Source organism: Streptomyces erythrochromogenes, assembly GCF_040684695.1.
Lineage (GTDB): Bacteria > Actinomycetota > Actinomycetes > Streptomycetales > Streptomycetaceae > Streptomyces > Streptomyces erythrochromogenes_C.
The window spans coordinates 24,281-40,354 of the sequence record NZ_JBFBGM010000024.1 but is presented as its reverse complement, the minus strand read 5'-3'; the positions used below and the strand labels follow the sequence as shown (position 1 = coordinate 40,354).

16 protein-coding genes are annotated in these 16,074 nt (G+C 73.9%); 15 read left to right on the top strand and 1 reads right to left on the bottom strand.

Features of this window, described 5'->3' with window-relative positions; translation table 11 throughout:
- Position 1: 1 nt before the first annotated feature.
- The 10 genes from AB0O53_RS28890 (at position 2) to AB0O53_RS28845 (ending at position 8,447) form a co-directional block, all read left to right on the top strand.
- The gene (locus AB0O53_RS28890; RefSeq protein ID WP_435886687.1) at positions 2-988 is read left to right on the top strand and encodes an ABC transporter substrate-binding protein; all 987 of its coding nucleotides are present in this window, start codon (positions 2-4) and stop codon (positions 986-988) included.
- A 94-nt stretch (positions 989-1,082) separates the two neighbouring features.
- The gene (locus AB0O53_RS28885) at positions 1,083-1,391 is read left to right on the top strand and encodes a hypothetical protein (RefSeq protein ID WP_350997137.1); all 309 of its coding nucleotides are present in this window, start codon (positions 1,083-1,085) and stop codon (positions 1,389-1,391) included.
- 78 nt (positions 1,392-1,469) lie between these two features.
- Positions 1,470-2,171: a hypothetical protein gene (locus AB0O53_RS28880; protein WP_350997134.1), complete on the top strand. Its 702-nt coding sequence runs from the start codon at positions 1,470-1,472 to the stop codon at positions 2,169-2,171.
- A 125-nt stretch (positions 2,172-2,296) separates the two neighbouring features.
- On the top strand, positions 2,297-3,031 hold the full coding sequence (locus tag AB0O53_RS28875) for a hypothetical protein (RefSeq protein WP_365199480.1): 735 nt from the start codon (positions 2,297-2,299) through the stop codon (positions 3,029-3,031).
- A 141-nt stretch (positions 3,032-3,172) separates the two neighbouring features.
- Complete coding sequence (locus tag AB0O53_RS28870; protein ID WP_350997128.1) at positions 3,173-4,294, top strand: LLM class flavin-dependent oxidoreductase; 1,122 nt, start codon at positions 3,173-3,175, stop codon at positions 4,292-4,294.
- Positions 4,291-4,953, top strand: coding sequence for a CE1759 family FMN reductase (locus AB0O53_RS28865; RefSeq protein ID WP_365199478.1), 663 nt, complete (start codon positions 4,291-4,293; stop codon positions 4,951-4,953). The genes AB0O53_RS28870 and AB0O53_RS28865 overlap by 4 nt, the downstream gene beginning before the upstream one ends.
- A 186-nt stretch (positions 4,954-5,139) precedes the next feature.
- Complete coding sequence (locus AB0O53_RS28860; RefSeq protein ID WP_365199476.1) at positions 5,140-6,651, top strand: MFS transporter; 1,512 nt, start codon at positions 5,140-5,142, stop codon at positions 6,649-6,651.
- 61 nt (positions 6,652-6,712) lie between these two features.
- The gene (locus AB0O53_RS28855; protein WP_350997119.1) at positions 6,713-7,153 is read left to right on the top strand and encodes an SRPBCC family protein; all 441 of its coding nucleotides are present in this window, start codon (positions 6,713-6,715) and stop codon (positions 7,151-7,153) included.
- 121 nt (positions 7,154-7,274) lie between these two features.
- Positions 7,275-7,898, top strand: a complete 624-nt coding sequence (locus tag AB0O53_RS28850) for an ABC transporter permease (protein ID WP_350997117.1) — start codon at positions 7,275-7,277, stop codon at positions 7,896-7,898.
- A gap of 189 nt (positions 7,899-8,087) precedes the next feature.
- Positions 8,088-8,447, top strand: coding sequence for a VOC family protein (locus AB0O53_RS28845; RefSeq protein WP_350997115.1), 360 nt, complete (start codon positions 8,088-8,090; stop codon positions 8,445-8,447).
- A 29-nt stretch (positions 8,448-8,476) separates the two neighbouring features.
- Here AB0O53_RS28845 and AB0O53_RS28840 read toward each other — a convergent pair whose 3' ends face one another.
- Positions 8,477-9,694 carry a hypothetical protein gene (locus AB0O53_RS28840; protein ID WP_365199472.1) on the bottom strand — a complete coding sequence of 406 codons (1,218 nt, stop codon included), beginning with the start codon at positions 9,692-9,694 and terminating at the stop codon, positions 8,477-8,479.
- Between the two features lie 196 nt (positions 9,695-9,890).
- Here AB0O53_RS28840 and AB0O53_RS28835 point away from each other — a divergent pair, with 196 nt between their 5' ends.
- From AB0O53_RS28835 to AB0O53_RS28815, 5 genes are all read left to right on the top strand, one after another.
- Positions 9,891-12,464, top strand: a complete 2,574-nt coding sequence (locus tag AB0O53_RS28835) for a molybdopterin-dependent oxidoreductase (RefSeq protein WP_365199469.1) — start codon at positions 9,891-9,893, stop codon at positions 12,462-12,464.
- A complete protein-coding gene (locus tag AB0O53_RS28830) occupies positions 12,461-13,444 on the top strand; it encodes an FAD binding domain-containing protein (RefSeq protein WP_350997109.1) in 984 nt (327 codons plus the stop codon). The genes AB0O53_RS28835 and AB0O53_RS28830 overlap by 4 nt, the downstream gene beginning before the upstream one ends.
- A gap of 257 nt (positions 13,445-13,701) precedes the next feature.
- Positions 13,702-14,454, top strand: coding sequence for a ribosome-inactivating family protein (locus tag AB0O53_RS28825; protein ID WP_350997106.1), 753 nt, complete (start codon positions 13,702-13,704; stop codon positions 14,452-14,454).
- A complete protein-coding gene (locus AB0O53_RS28820; protein ID WP_350997103.1) occupies positions 14,451-15,296 on the top strand; it encodes a hypothetical protein in 846 nt (281 codons plus the stop codon). The genes AB0O53_RS28825 and AB0O53_RS28820 overlap by 4 nt, the downstream gene beginning before the upstream one ends.
- A gap of 20 nt (positions 15,297-15,316) precedes the next feature.
- Positions 15,317-16,051, top strand: coding sequence for a class F sortase (locus AB0O53_RS28815; RefSeq protein ID WP_350997100.1), 735 nt, complete (start codon positions 15,317-15,319; stop codon positions 16,049-16,051).
- Positions 16,052-16,074: the final 23 nt, after the last annotated feature.

The following is a 16,074-nucleotide window of genomic DNA, read 5'->3' as shown; positions in this document are numbered from 1 at the left end:
CATGCGCGGTACACACCTCCGGCGCCCGCTGCGCCGCCGGCGCGGCGCGGCCGTCCTCGCCGCCGCGACCGGACTCGCCGTCCTCACCGGCTGCGGGGCCGCCGACATGACCCGCCAGGCCTCCCCGTACGCCGACGCCGCAGGCGCGAAGACCGTCACCCTCTCCGTCCAGTCGTGGGTCGGCGCCCAGGCGAACACCGCCGTCGCCTCCTACCTCCTCGAACACGAGCTGGGCTACCGCGTGGACACCGTCCAGGTCGACGAGGTCCCCGCCTGGGACGCCCTCAGCCAGGGGCGCGTCGACGCGATCCTGGAGGACTGGGGCCACCCGGAGCAGGAGAAGCGGTACGTGGAGGGCAAGAAGACCATCACCCGGGGCGGGGACCTCGGGGTGACCGGCCACATCGGCTGGTTCGTCCCCACGTACTTCGCCGAGGCCCATCCGGACGTCACCGACTGGAAGAACCTCGACAAGTACGCCGACCAGCTGCGCACCCCGGAGAGCCGGGGCAAGGGCCAGCTGCTGGACGGCTCCCCGTCCTACGTGACGAACGACAAGGCCCTGGTGAAGAACCTCGACCTGGACTACGAAGTGGTCTTCGCCGGCTCCGAGGCCGCCCAGATCACCCAGATCAAGCAGTTCGCCAAGGAGCGCAAGCCCTTCCTGACCTACTGGTACGAGCCGCAGTGGCTCTTCGAGCGGGTCCCGATGACCGAGGTGAAGCTGCCCGAGTACACCGAGGGCTGCGCGGACGACCCGGAGAAGGTGGCGTGCGCCTACCCGCACACGCCGCTGCAGAAGTACCTCAACACGCGCTTCGCCCGGACGGGCGGCGAGGCCGCCGCCTTCCTGAAGAAGTTCCACTGGACGAAGGCCCAGCAGAACGAGGTCTCCCTGATGATCGCCGAGGAGAAGCTGTCCCCGCAGCAGGCGGCGAAGAAGTGGGTGGAGCGCAACGAGGACGTCTGGAAGCCCTGGCTGACCTGACGACCCGCCCACACGCACGCCTGTGCCCTCCCCCCGGGGAGGGCACAGGCGTGTGCCGATGACAGGCTGTCCCCCTGAACACCGAGGGGGAGCCGTGGCAGAAGTCGGCGGATGGATCTGGGAGCGCAACCTGCGCCCCTTCCTGGAACTGCTGTCCCACTACGTCGGCTACGCCTTCGACGCGTCGGACTGGGAGACGGTGGCCCGGGCGGTCGGGGAGACCGACGACGAGCGGGCCGACGGCTGGTACACGTACCCCTTGGCCGGCGAAACGGGGCGGGCGGAGGTCCGGCTCGCCCGCTGTGCCGGGGGCGACGAGGTCCGCGTGACGGTGCACGGCCCCCTGACGGCCGACCTGCGCCTGCGCGCCGACACCCTGCTGTCCGCCTACGCCATGAGCTGAGGCCGCACGCCCCGGGGAGCGCTGCGCCAACCCGGCATCGTCTCGGGGAACCGTGCCGGGGAGGCCCGTGGAGGGGTGGTGCGCGACGTACGGTCGAGCGACCGGCCGGGCCTCGCCACCGGCAAGCGCGCCGGCCGGCACTCCTCGATGCCACGACCGGAACCGGAGCAGCCGTTGCTTCTCTACGCCCAGACGCCCGCACGGCGCAACCGCCAGATCCTCGCGGACGTGATCGCGCTGCTCCTGATCGCCGCGGCCGTGAAGTTCGCCCTGACCGTCCACGGCGCGATCATGATGCTGGCCGAGCCGGGACGGAAGGTGGAGAGTTCCGGGGACAGCCTGGCCGCGGCCCTCGACGACGCCGGGGAGACGGCCTCACGGGTCCCGCTCGTCGGCGACCTGCTGAGGGCGCCGTTGCGGTCCGCGGCCGACGCCGGCAGCGGAATCGCCGACGCCGGCCAGTCGATGCAGGACGTCGTCGGCCAGGTGGCGTTCCTCGCCGCGCTCGGCCTGATCGTCGTTCCCGTGGCCCTGGTGCTGCTGCTCTGGCTCCCGCTGCGCCTGCGCTGGATCCGCCGCAGCGCCACCGTGCGCCGGCTCCGCGACGCCCCCGGGGGCGCCGACCTGCTCGCGCTGCGCGCCCTCACCGGTCCGCCGGGCGAGCTCGCCGCCCTGCCCGCTCCGCCGGGCGGCCTCGCGGACGGCTGGCGCCGCGGCGACCGGCAGGTCATCGCCGCCCTGTCCGAGATCACCCTCAGGCGAGCGGGTCTGCGGCCCTGACGGCGGTCTGGAAGGATCAAGGGCTACGGTGCCCTTGATCGCTGTTCCCCGGCCGTCGGGCGTTGCACGGCCGGGGCGGCGACGCGTGGCACCCACCGCACCATCCGAGTGACGAGGAGGACCTGATGAGCGTGGCCGACGGGGGGCGGCAGTGGCCGGACGAGGTGAGCGTCGAGAACGCGAGGGCGACGCTGCTGCAGCTCCTTGCGCGGGCGGGGGTCCCCTCCGACGACGCGCGGCAACTGATCGGGCTCCTGGAGGCGGGCGCGCTGGCGCTCGCGCACGAGGAACTGAGCGCCGCCCGCAGCGGGCCCGCGGAGAAGCAGGGGACGGAGGGTTCGGCGGGGGCGGAGGACGACGGCGCCCGAGCCGTCCTGGAGGAACTCGGCGCCGTGGCCGAACGGACCCTGGTGCGCGCCGTCGGGGCGGGAGGGGAGCAGGGCCCGGCAGGGGAGCGCCCCCGGGCCCGGCGCATGGAGGTGGAGCGGGCGCGGGTGGCGGTCACACCCCTGTACCTGTCGTTCACCGCGGTCTCGGAGCTGGATCCCGAGGTGACGGACGAGGTCCTCGCCGCCGTCCTCGGCACGATGAGCCCCAGGCAGCGGGCCGGGTACGCCGGCCGGCTGACGGAGTTCGCGGCCGACCACCAGGCCCGGCTGGAGCGGATGTTCGCCGGGTTCGGGCCGGGAAGCGCCATCACCGTGCACGGCCGCTACTCGCTCCTCCACTCCGCCACGAGCATCGCCGTCCTGGAGCGGCTCGCCGCCGCACCTCAGGAGCTGCGCGAGGAGTGGGACGCCGTCGAGCTGCCGCCCGCGTGGCTGGACGGGCTCACGACCGCCTGGAACGCTCCGGCCTGACCCCCGCCGGACCGGCGCCCGCCCGGTCGCCGCCGCCCGGACCGCCGTGCCGGGCGGTGCCCCCTCCCCTCGGGAATACCTCCGCCGCACCCCTCGTTTGCGGGTATAGTTGAATCGTAAACAACCTTGGGAAGGGGAGCCATGCAGTTCGGGATCTTCACCGTCGGAGACGTCACGGCCGATCCGACGACCGGACGCGTGCCCGGCGAGCACGAGCGCATCAAGGCGATGCTCACCATCGCGCAGAAGGCCGAGGAGGTCGGCCTCGACGTCTTCGCCACCGGCGAGCACCACAACCCGCCGTTCGTCCCCTCCTCGCCGACGACGATGCTCGGCTACATCGCCGCACGCACCGAGAACCTGATCCTGTCCACGTCGACGACGCTGATCACCACGAACGACCCGGTCAAGATCGCCGAGGACTTCGCGATGCTCCAGCACGTCGCGGACGGCCGCGTCGACGTGATGATGGGACGCGGCAACACCGGACCGGTCTACCCCTGGTTCGGCAAGGACATCCGCGACGGCATCGACCTCGCCGTCGAGAACTACGCGCTGCTGCGCCGCCTGTGGGACGAGGACGTCGTCACCTGGAAGGGCAAGTTCCGCACGCCGCTGCAGTCCTTCACCTCCACGCCCCGCCCCCTCGACGGCGTCGCGCCCTTCGTCTGGCACGGCTCCATCCGCTCGCCGGAGATCGCCGAACAGGCCGCCTACTACGGCGACGGCTTCTTCCACAACAACATCTTCTGGCCCGCCTCCCACACCCGGCAGATGGTGAACCTCTACCGGCAGCGCTACGCCCACTACGGCCACGGCACCCCCGAGCAGGCCATCGTGGGCCTCGGCGGCCAGGTGTTCATGCGCAAGAACTCGCAGGACGCGGTGCGCGAGTTCCGTCCGTACTTCGACAACGCCCCGGTGTACGGCCACGGCCCGTCCCTGGAGGAGTTCACCTCCCAGACGCCGCTGACCGTCGGCTCGCCCCAGGAGGTCATCGATCGGACCCTGTCCTTCCGCGACTACGTGGGCGACTACCAGCGCCAGCTGTTCCTGATGGACCACGCCGGCCTGCCGCTGAAGACCGTCCTGGAACAGCTCGACCTGCTCGGCGAGGAGGTCGTACCGGTGCTGCGCAAGGAGTTCGCGAACCTCCGCCCGGCCGGCGTGCCCGATGCCCCGACCCACGCCGCCCGGGTGGCCGCCCGGACCGCTTCCGAGGAAGCCCCGCAGGAGACCCCGAAGGAGGAGACGCAGGCATGAGGATCGTCGTCGTATCGGCCGGACTGAGCTCGCCCTCCTCCACGCGGCTGCTCGCCGACCGGCTCGCCGCCGCGACCCTGGAACGCGTGGACGCCGAGGCCGAGGTCGTCGAACTGAGGGAGCTGGCGACGGAGATCGCCCAGCACTTCACCACCGGGTTCCCGCCCGCCCGGCTGGCCGCAGCGCTCGACGCGGTGGCGGCCGCGGACGGCCTGATCGCCGTGACACCGGTGTTCGCCGGCTCCTACAGCGGCCTGTTCAAGTCCTTCTTCGACCTCATCGACAAGGACTCCCTCACCGGCAAGCCGGTGCTCCTCGGAGCCACCGGCGGCACGGCCCGCCACTCGCTGGTCACCGAGCACGCTCTGCGCCCGCTCTTCACCTACCTCCGGGCGCTCGTCCTGCCGACCGCCGTGTACGCGGCCTCGGAGGACTGGGGCGAAGAGGGACTGGCGCAGCGGATCGCCCGCGCGGGCGCCGAACTGGCACGCTTCACGACGCCCTCCGCGGCCCCGGGCCCGGGCGCCGTCCCGGACGTCGACACCGCCGCCGCGATCGCACCCCGTTCGCAGACCGGGGCGATCACGTCGGTGGACCCGGCGGACGGGTTCGTGACCGTGCCGTTCGAACAACGGCTGGCGGCGCTGCGGGTCCCGTGACCGCCGTCCCGCCGCCCGCCGCCGTCGTGGCACTGAACGCGCCCTGACACCGCGGGCCCCCGACCGGAGCGGCCCGGCACGACCGGGGCCGGCCGGGGGCGAGTGCGCAGGTGCGGACAGCAGTGGACAGTGGGCGCCCCCGCCGGGCATGGAAAGTGGACACCGCCCGGCGTGAGTCTGTGCGCCATGAACCTTGGACGTACGAAGGACACCCCGCCCGCCCGGCCCCGCCCCGGGCCCGCACTCGCGGCCCTGGCCGCGGCGCAGTTCACCGTCATGCTGGCCACCTCGATCGTGAACGTGGCCCTGCCGCAGATCCGCGCCGGCGTGGGACTGTCGGACGGCGGCACCACCTGGGTGGTCAACGCCTACGGCCTGGCCTTCGGGGCGCTGCTCCTCGCCGGAGGCCGGGCGGCCGACCTCCTCGGCCGCCGCCGGGTACTGCTCGCGGGGCTCGCGGTGTTCGCGGGGTCCTCACTGGCGGCGGGACTCGCCGCCGCCCCGGGCCCGATGATCGCCGCACGGGCCGTGCAGGGCCTCGGCGCCGCGGTCATCGCCCCGGCGGCGCTCGCCCTGGCGATGGACCTCTTCCCGCCCGGTCCGGCCCGGGGGAGGGCCCTGGGGGTGTGGGGAGCGGTGTCCGGCGCGGGCGGCGCGGTCGGCGTGCTGCTGGGCGGCGTACTCACCCAGGCATGGGGCTGGCCCTGGGTGTTCCACATCACGGCCGTCGGCGCGCTGCTGGTCCTGGCCGCCGTGGCGGCGCTCGTCCCGCGGGCCGCCGTGCGCGGGACCGGCCGGTTCGACCTGCTGGGGACGGCCCTCGTCACCCTCGCCCTGACCGGCCTGGTCTGGGCACTGACCAGCGCACGGGCGCTCGGCTGGACGGATCCCGGAGTGCTCGGCGCCCTCCTCGCGGCCGCCGTGCTCCTCGCCGTCTTCGCCGTCGTCGAACGCCGCCGGACGGACGCCCTGATACCGCCGAGGCTGTTCGCCACCGGCCAGGTCGCCGCTGGCAACCTGCTGATGGCGCTCCTGGGTTCCGTGTGGATCGCCCTGTTCTTCTTCCTGCCGCTCTACCAGCAACAGGTCCTCGGAATGAGCCCGCTGACCACCGGCGCCGGCCAACTCCCCCTCGCCGTGGCCAACATGCTCGGCGCCGTCGCAGCACCCCGGATCTCCCGCCGCATCGGCGCGACCGCGACCGTGGTCGCGGCCCTGCTCACCGAGGCCGCCGGAATGCTGTGGCTGTCGCGGATGACCGCGGAGGGCACCTACCTCGTCGACATCCTCGGCCCGAGCGTCCTGGTCGGCCTCGGCCTCAGCATCGCCTTCGTCCAGCTCACCGCCCTCGCCGTGGACGGCGTCCCGCGGCAGGACACCGGCCTGGCCGGGGGACTGGTGAACACCACCCGCCAGGTCGGCGGCGCGATCGGCCTCGCCGCCCTCGCCACCCTGGCCGGCTCCGTCACCGCCCGCGCGGCCGGCCACCAGCCCCACCTCGAAGCGCTCACCGCCGGCTACCGGACCGCCTTCGCGGTCTCCGCCGCGATCCTCGCGGCCTCCGCACTCCTCGCCCTGCCGCTCACCCGCAGGGGCCGGCGTACCCGCTGCGCGCTCCTGCCGTCCCCGAAGCCCGGGCCGGCGGCGCCGCCCTCGCCCGGCGAGACGCCGCAGCCCGCACCCGCCCCGACCCCCTGACCCGGAACCCGACGACCCCGCCCGCCCCTTCCAGCCCTTCCAGCAACCGACAGGACACCGCATGCACACCATCGACACCACCGCCCCCGTCGTGGTCGGCCTCAGCGCCGAGATCGACGCCCCCCTCGCCACCGTCTGGTCGGTGCACACCGACGTCGACGCCTGGCCGACCTGGAACACCGGCGTCGACGAGGCGCGACTCGACGGCCCCATGGCGGTCGGCGCGAGCTTCACGTGGCTGACCCACGGGATGAGCATCACCTCCACCGTCCGCGAACTGGTCCCCGGCCGGCGGATCGTCTGGGACGGGACCGTCCAGGGCATCGTCGGCATCCACGTCTGGACCTTCGAAACGACCGGCGACGGCGTCGTCGTCCGCACCGAGGAGTCGTGGAGCGGGGCCCCCGTCGAGGCCGCGGCCGACGAGCTCACCACGGCCCTGCGGACCTCCTTGCAGAGCTGGCTCGACTGCCTCAAGGCCCGCGCCGAGCAGCCCGCCTGACGATCCTGCGTCCCCGTGGAAGGAGCGGTCCGCGTCGGCCCGGCGGCCCCCCTCCGGGGCGGCGCGCCGCACCTTCCGACCCCACGCAAGCACCAGCCCCCGACACCCCGGAGACCCCACCGTGACCACCACCGCACCCCTCCCTCCGGCCGGCACCGGAGCCCCCGCGTCCCGTCGATCGAGCGAGGTCGACAACCGTGCCGCCTACGCCAGCTTCGGACTCGCCTACCTGCTGGGCCACGGAGCCGCCGCGGCCTCCCACGGCGACACCCCCCTGCTCCGCCTGCCCGAGTGGCTCCCCATGGCGCTGCTCGGAGCCGGGCTCGTGAGCGGCATCGTCCTGGCCACCGCGGCCGCACTGCGGGCCCAACGCGGAGCCCCCGCGCCGGAAGTCCTCTCCGGCAAGCTCCTCGGCACCGCCTGGATCGCCGCGTTCACGGCCCTGGCCATCGCGATCACCGGCCTGACGTCCGTCCTCGACGCGCCGGAACTCCAGTCCGTCCTGTGGCCCGCAGGATCCGGCATCATCGTCGGCCTGCTCTACCTCGCCGAGGGCGCGGTACGCCGCAACGTGCTGCACTACGGCCTCGGCATCTGGCTCGCCCTGACCTCCGCCGCCGTGCTCTCCCTCGAAGCCCCCGGCCTCTACTGGTCCCTCGCCGCCGCGGGAGGCGGCGCCTACGCCCTGGCCACCGTCCTCGAAGCGCGCCGCCTGCGCTCCCTCGAAGGCCCCGTGCACGCCTGACGGGTCCGCCGGGGCCACCCGGCCCCTCGTGGCCCGCCGGCCGCTCGCCGCCGGCGGGCCACGTCGTCCGCACGTTCCGGCCCGCACGGGAGTGACGGGGTGCCGGCCGCACGACCGTCCCCGGGCGCGGCCGCCGGCGGCAGCGTGTGGTGCGGGCCCGCCCGGCCGCCGCCCTGGCAGGATGGCGCCATGGAACGCGTACTTGGAATCGGCGGATACTTCCTGCGGGCTGCCGACCCGGCGGCCCTGACGGCCTGGTACCGCGACTGCCTGGGCCTGGGCGCCGACGAACACGGCCTCTGGCGCCAGGAGACCGGGCCGACGGTGTTCGCGACGTTCGAATCCGACACCGACTACTTCGGACCCCGCGCCTCGGCCCAGCAGACCATGCTGAACTTCCGCGTACGCGACCTGGACGCGATGCTCGCCCAACTGCGCGACAAGGGCGCCGACGTGGCCGGGGAGACGCAGGACATGGCCGGCGTCGGCCGCTTCGGCTGGGTCACCGACCCCGAGGGCAACCGCATCGAACTCTGGCAGCCCGCCTGACACAGCCCGCAGCCCGCAGCCCGCAGCCCTCAGTCCTGCCAGTAGAACAGCAGCGTGTTGACGTCGAGGGGTTCGCGGGCGCCGAAGTAGTAGACGCCCAGGCCGGTGACCCGGACCGCGCCCGTGGGGCCGTCGATCCAGCGGAAGCCGGCCGCCTCCAGGGCGGCGCGTGCCGCCGGGTCGTCCTCGTGGCCGCCGGCGAACGGCCCCAGCGTGCTGATGAAGACCTCGCTCCGGCCGCCCTCCCCGTACCCGATCACGTGGTACGTGCCACCGCCCTGGCGGTGTGCCTCGCCGCAGGACAGCGGGGGACGCGGCGTGAGCCCCGCCGCCGCCAGCGCGGCCGTCGCGCGCGCCGGCCGCCCCTCCTCGTCCGGCGCAGGCGGCGGCTCCGTGCACAGGGCCTCGATCCGCCAGCGCGGGTCGGACTGCTTCTCGCACTCGGGCCCGTACTCGTGGACGATCGCCCGGCGCAGCTCCTCGTCCAGGCCCTCCACCTCCACCCGGGGGCGCCCGAGCGCCTCGTACACGGCCCGGGCCGGCTCCACGTCGTCGGTCAGCCGGTACAGCGCGTAGGCCGCCCACAGCGCGGCGTCGGCCGTCGGAGCCCCGGCGGCGAGGTAGGCGCGGATCCGGTCCGGGGAGGTCAGCAGCGACTGGGCGAGGTGGGCCACCCCGGGGTCGGGGTCGGCGAGCGCGTCGGTGACGTCCTCGCCCGCGCGGTCCCGCATGCGTACGGCCGTGGCACGGTCCTCGGGCCTCCCGCCCGCGAGTTCGGCGAGCACCGCCGCGGTCCCGTGCTGATCCACGAGCGCGTCCAGCCCGGCCTCACCGACCGCCCTCCGGGTCCACCAGGGGCTGAACGCGAGGGTGGCCAGTTCGGCCGCCGCCGTCAGGTCCCCGAGGGCCCCGCGCGCCCGCAGGACGGCCTCCGGCATGCCGTACGCCTCCTCGCGCCGCCGGTCCTCGTGCCGCAGCCAGGGCAGCAGCTCGGCACGGTCCGACAGCAGGCCGAGCAGGACCTTGCGGATCGTCCCGTTGTCCTCCGTGTCGCGGACGCACGCGAGCAGTTCACCCACCCGTGCCTGCGGGACCCGGCCCGCCAGCGCCTCCGCACAGGCCTTCCGGCGCCACCACGGCTGCCCCGGATCGACGGCGCACCGCGCGAGCCGGTCGGCGTCGTGGGCCCGCAGCCCGTCGGCGTCGATCCGGCCGGCGTCGGGAGTCAGAGTCCTGATGTTCGGCATCCCGGGATGCTACTTGGCGCTGTGACGCCCCCAGGAGCGGATTTCGGGGCCGCGCCCCGCCACCCCGTACCGTCCGGGCGCTTACCCGAACGGACGAGCGCCGCACTGCGCCGGCCCCGGCGGCGGGCTATCAAGGAGCGTGAAGGTGAGCGCGAGGCTCCGGCGGTCACCACCCCGCGGCTGAGGAGTACGTCTCGTGGAGTTCGAGGTCAATGGTGCCCGGCGAACGGTCGACGTCGACGGCGACCCGGCCGCCGTGGAGGTGGTGCGCGACCGCCTGGGACTGACCGGCACCAAACTGGTCTGCGCGGGCGGCGTGTGCGGTGCCTGCACGATCCAGGTCGACGGCGAGCCCCGGGTGTCCTGCCTGACCCCGGCCGCCCGGCTGGCCGGCCGGAGCGTGACGACGGTGGAGGGCCTGTCCGGCCACCCCGTGGCCCGTGCCTTCGCCGCCGAGGACGCCCTCCAGTGCGGCTACTGCACCCCCGGCTTCATCGTCGGGGCGGCCGCGTTCTGCGACCGGTGGCGCGCCGAGCACGGCTCCACCCCGCCCGGGCGCGAACAGATCGCCGAAGCCCTGGCCGGGCACCTGTGCCGCTGCGGCGCCTACGAGGGCATCCACCGGGCCGTGGCCGCGGCCTGCGCGGGCGACCACGACACCGTACCGACGGACGCGGCCGGCAGGCGGACGACGGCGGCCGCGCGCGCCGAAGCCCCCGAGAAGACCGGCGGATCCGCCCGCTACACCACCGACCTGCAGCCCGAGGGGCTGCTGGAAGGCGTGATCATCCGCTCGCCGCACGCCCACGCGCACGTACGCTCCCTGGAGGCCGGGGACCTCCCGCTGGTGCCGCTCCTGCCACCCGACGGCGTCGTGCGCTACGTCGGACAGCCGGTCGCCGCGGTCGCCGCACCGGACCGGGCCGCCGCCCGCGCCGCCGCCGCCCGCGTCGTCGTGGACTACGAGGTGCTGCCGGCGGCCCTCGACGTACGCCAGGCCCGCACCGGCGAGGGCCCCCTGGTCTACGAGGACAAGGCGGCGCGCAAACGGGCACCCGGATCGGGCGAGACCCCCCAGCTCGTCCCCGCCCGCTGGCGCGGCAACCTGCGAGGCCCGTCCGCCATGAGCAAACGCCCGGCCGCCGCCGTGCGCCGGATCCAGGAAGCACGCGCGAAGCACCCGGAAAGGGTCGTGGAAGGCGTGTTCACCACAGCCGCCCAGACCCACACCCCCCTCGAACCGCACGCCTGCCTCGCCCACTGGGCCGAAGGCACCCTCCACATCCAGGTGTCCACGCAGTCGGTGAAACGCGTGGCCGAGCTCGCCGCCGAGCGCTTCGGCGTTCCCGTCGAACGGGTGGTGGCACGGGCCGTCCACGTGGGCGGCGGCTTCGGCTGCAAGATGGGCCTGACCTCCGACGTCGTCGCCGCCGTCGAGCTCGCCCGGCTGCACGGCGCCCCCGTACGCGTCGTACTGGACCGGGACGAGGAGCTCACCGACGGCGGATACCGGCCCGGCACCCGCATCCGGCTGGCCATGGCCGCCGACGCCTCCGGGGACCTGAGCGCCCTGGCCATGGACGCGGACAGCGACGGCGGGGTCTCGGTGGGCGGCTCCGTCGCGGCCCTGGCCCGGTTCATGTACGGCACGGCACCCCGCAGGCTCCGCGACTTCGACACGGTCACCCACCGGCCCCCGGGCGCCCCCTTCCGCGGGCCGGGCGGCCCCACCATGTGCTGGGCGCTGGAACAGGCCGTCGACGAGATGGCCCACCGGCTCGGCCAGGACCCCATCGCGCTGCGCCGCCGCTGGGACGGCAACCCCAAACGGCAGGCCCTGTACGACTGGGCCGCCGCCCTTCCGGTCTGGACGGGCCGCCGCGGCGGCACCGGGCGCTACCGCCGCGGCGTCGGCGTCGCGGCCGCCAACTGGCTGTACTTCCTCGACCCCGTCACCGAGGTCGAACTCACCGTCGAGGACGGCCTCGTCGTGGCCCGCTGCGCCGTCCAGGACATGGGCACCGGCTCGCGGACCGTGCTGCGCCGGGCCGTCGCCGACGCCCTCGGCCTGCCGGAGGCTAGGGTGCGCGCCGAGGTCGGCCGCAGCGACACCGTCCACGGCCCCACCTCCGGCGGCAGCCGCACCACCCCCTCCCTCGTGCCCGCCGCCGCGGACGCCGCCGCGCGGCTGCGCGAAGCGCTCGGGGGATCCGACGTGGCCTCCCGGCTGGACGCGGCGCACGGCGTACGGGTAACCGGCCGGCGCCCCCGCGACCGCCGCGGCTACGTCACCCCCTTCACCCTGGGCGGCATCGCCATCGGCCGCGGCTTCACCGGGTCGGTGCAGGTCGCCGAGGTCGAGGTCGACACGAGGCTCGGCAGGATCCGCCCGCTGCGCGTGTGGAGCGGCGTCGCCGCGGGCCGCATCCACGAGGACCGGCTGGCCCGCAGCCAGTGCGAGGGCGCCGTCGTCCAGGGCATCGGCTACGCCCTGTTCGAGGAACGGCGGGCCGACCCGGTCACCGGCCGGGTGCTGACCGAGAACCTCGAGGACTACCGCATCCCCGGCATCGGCGACACCCCCGAGATCACCGTCCACTTCCACCAGGAGGGCTTCGAGCACGTCCCCGGCGGCGGTGTCGGCCTCGGTGAGATCGCCACCCTGCCCACCGCGGCGTGCCTGGCCAACGCCGTTCACGACGCGACCGGCTGGCGACCCTACGACATGCCCATCCGCCCCGACCGGCTCCTGGAAGGACTGGGTACGTGAGCACCGAGCCCGATCCCACCGACCTCACCGGCCTCGCGGACGCCGTACGGGCCCGCGGCGGCGAACTGCGCGCCGGCGGCACCGACACCGGCGCCCGGCAGCGCAGCGGCGTCTCCACCGGGCCCTTCACCGACCTCGACGGCGCCGCCGGCCTGCGCGGCACCACGGTGCTGCCCGACGGAGGGCTGCGGATCGGCGCCCTGACCACCCTCGCCGCGCTGGCCGCCGACCCCCGGGTGCGCGCCGGCTGGCCCGCCCTCGCGGCGTCGGCCGCCACCGCGGCCACCCCGCAGATCCGCGCCGCGGGCACCCTGGGCGGCAACCTGCTGCAGCGCAACCGCTGCTGGTACTTCCGCAACCCGCACGTCGGCTGCCTGCAGAAGGGCGGTGCCGGCTGCCCCGCACGCGAGGGCGACCACCACTTCGGCGTGGTCAGCGGAGCGGGCCCCTGCATCACCCCGCACCCGTCCACCCTCGCGATGGCCCTGCTCACCTACGACGCCGAGGCGGAGATCCACGAGGAGGCGCCGCGCAGCGTCGCCGCGTTGTACGGCGACGGCGAGCAGCTCCACCGGGCCGACCACCTGCTGCCGCCGGACCGCATCCTCACCGCGGTCCGGCTGCCCGCACCGCTGCCCGGCGAACGCGCCGCCTGCCACCGGGCCACCAGCCGGGCCCACGCCGAGTGGCCCCTGGTCGAGGCCACCGCCCGGCTCGCCTTCGACGGAGCCGTCGTCACGCACGTCGCCGTCGCGGCGGGCGCGGTGGCGCGCGTCCCGCTGCGGCTGCCGGAGGTGGAGGCGGCACTGATCGGCCGCGAGGCGACCCCCTCGGCCCTCGCCGCGGCGGCGGAGACCGTACTGAGCCGCTGCCGGCCGCTGCCGCAGACCGGCTACAAGACCACGCTGTTCCGCGACACCGTCCTCGAGGTGCTGGAACGGGCGGCCGGGGGCGCGGCCGCCGCCGGCCGGGACCACTGAACACCCGTTCCGCACGCCGGGACCGCGCGCCGATTTTTTGGCATCAGAGGCCAACTATTCGCCCGGCCGCCGCCGGGAGGACTACAAAGGTCGAGACCGAACCGAAACCGAAACCGAATCCGGCGATGGGGACCACGTCACCCGTCGGCGATCGGTACATGTCGAAGGCGGTGGATGCGCGTGCGTGAGTACAGCAAGGTCGAAACGGATCCGTTCAGATTACTTCAGAGGAGTCCGGAAACCGGCTCCTCCACCTGATGCAGGCGGCCATGCTGAAACCCGTGTCGTTTTCCTCGGCGTACGCATCGGTGGACGAGTACCGGCTCCTGACGTCGACCATCCGGTCGAGAGCCGCAGATGCTCACGGTATTTTTAGCATGGCCCGCCAGGGGGGCGGGGGAGGATCCCGGGACGAATTCCGGCGGGAATCCCACCTCCCCCTCCGCATTCAGCTCCGAGGCTTGTTCATCGAGCTCTACATCGAGCTCCGCCTGCAGGACGCGGGCCCTCGCATCATCGGATTCCGCAACACCTTCGAGAACGGCCAGGCGCCGCCGGAGGCGTACGTGCGCCACGTACGGGACGCGGCCGCCCCGCCGGGGATCCGCCGGACCCAGGAACTGCCGTTCGGCGGCCGGCGACGGGACCTCGAGACGGCCGCGGGCGTGCGGCGTACGGGGATCCTCCTGGGAAGGCGCCCCCTGGGCGACGCGGTCATGTGGCTGCACCGCAACCGCGATCCGAAATCCACTGCGCACGGAATGCTCGTGCTTTCGGTGATGCTCTGCGAGGCCGCCCGATTTCCCGCACTGGCCGATGCTATGTCACGCATCTGGATGACCGGGGGAAGGCTGCCGGAAGCAGTGGGAGCCGAAAAATTCTCAAACAGACACCCATCCAAAGGCGTTGGGGCGCCGAAGAAGGAACGAAGCCCTCACCGGGGGCTCGTTTCCACCCCGCACGATCTGCGATTCCCGTCCTGGGGATCCACGGAACAGGAGCGAATGTGATAGTCAAGCGCGCCGGTCGCCACGTGGTTCTCACCGCCGTACCCGCCGCCGTGTTCCTGACCCTCGGTCTTTCGGGACCAGCTCTCGCGGAGGGCGGAAAGGCGTATCAGATCGACCTGGCGCAGCTGAACAAGTCGGGCTCCCGCGGCACGGTGATGCTCAGCCTCAAGGGGAACCAGCTGACCGTGCAGATCGAATCCGAGGGCATGGTGCCCGGACAGCCGTCGGCCCAGCACCTGCACGGTTCCACGAAGGGGCACGACTTCAAGTGCCCGGACGCGACCGACGACACCAACCGCGACGGGATCCTCAGCAACACCGAGGCCACGCACGACTACGGCGACATCAACATCTCCCTCACCACGACGGGGGACACCAACCCCGCCAGCGGTCTCGCCGTGGAACGCATGCCCAAGGCCGACAAGCAGGGCAAGGTCTCCTACAAGCGGACCCTGACCGTCGGCCCGGACGTGGTCGAGCACATCAAGGACCTGCACGTCGTGCAGCACGGCATCGACCGCAACAAGAACGGCAAGTACGACTTCGAGGGGGCCGGCAAGAGCGAGCTCGACCCGAAGCTTCCCCAGGAGGCCACGGCCCCGACCAACTGCGGGGAGGTCAAGGGCGCGGCCGTCGGGTCGCTCCCGGTCGGAGCCATCGAGACCGGCGGCGGTTCCGAGCAGGCGGCGCAGAGCACGTCCGTGCCCGTGACGGTCCGCGACGGTGTGGCGATCACCGTGCTCGCGGTGGCGGCCGGTGCGGTGGCCCTCTCCCGCAAGCGGGCGTCCGCCGTTCCCGTTGCCGTCCGCACCGGCCGGGAGAGCACCGGGGGCGGCGCGTGAAGCGGACCCCCGCGCCCGACATGAGCACGAATACGAGTACGAGCACGAGTACGAGCAAGGTGCGGTCGCGGCCCCGGCGCCGCACCGCGGGCCCCCTGGCGGCGGCGGCCCTCGGCGCCCTGCTCCTCGCGGGATGCGGAGGCCAGAACGCGGTCAAGCCGCCCGCCCCGCAGGGGCAGGCCGGGGCGCCCGGCGCCGCCGCTCCCGGCGCGCCGGCTCCCGCGGGCGACGGCGCCGCGGCACCCGCGGACACGTCGCAGAGCGGTACCGGCGGCGGCGCGGCCAAGGCCGGACCCGCCCTCGCCCGGTCGGAGCCGCAGAAGATCGCGATCCCCTCGCTGGGCCTGACCAGCACGCTGGAGACGCTGCGGCAGAACCCCGACGGCACCATGCAGACCCCGAAGGACCCCGCGCTCGCGGGCTGGTACGAGCCGGGGCCGACCCCCGGCTCCCAGGGACCGGCCGTGATCGCAGGGCACGTCACGTGGAACGGAGCATCAGCGGTGTTCGAGAAGCTGAAGACGATGAAGGGCGGTGACACCATCAAGGTGACGCGCAAGGACGGCAAGACGGTCACGTTCACCGTGGACCGGGTCGGCGAGTACCCGAAGGCGGAGTTCCCCACGCTGGAGGTCTACAAGAACCTCGACCACGCGGGCCTGCGCCTGGTGACCTGCGGCGGGGACTTCGACCCCAAGAAGCACTACTACGACAGCAACGTGGTCGTGTTCGCCCGCATGACGGACGCCGCGTAACCGGCGCCGCGGGGCAGGGCCGA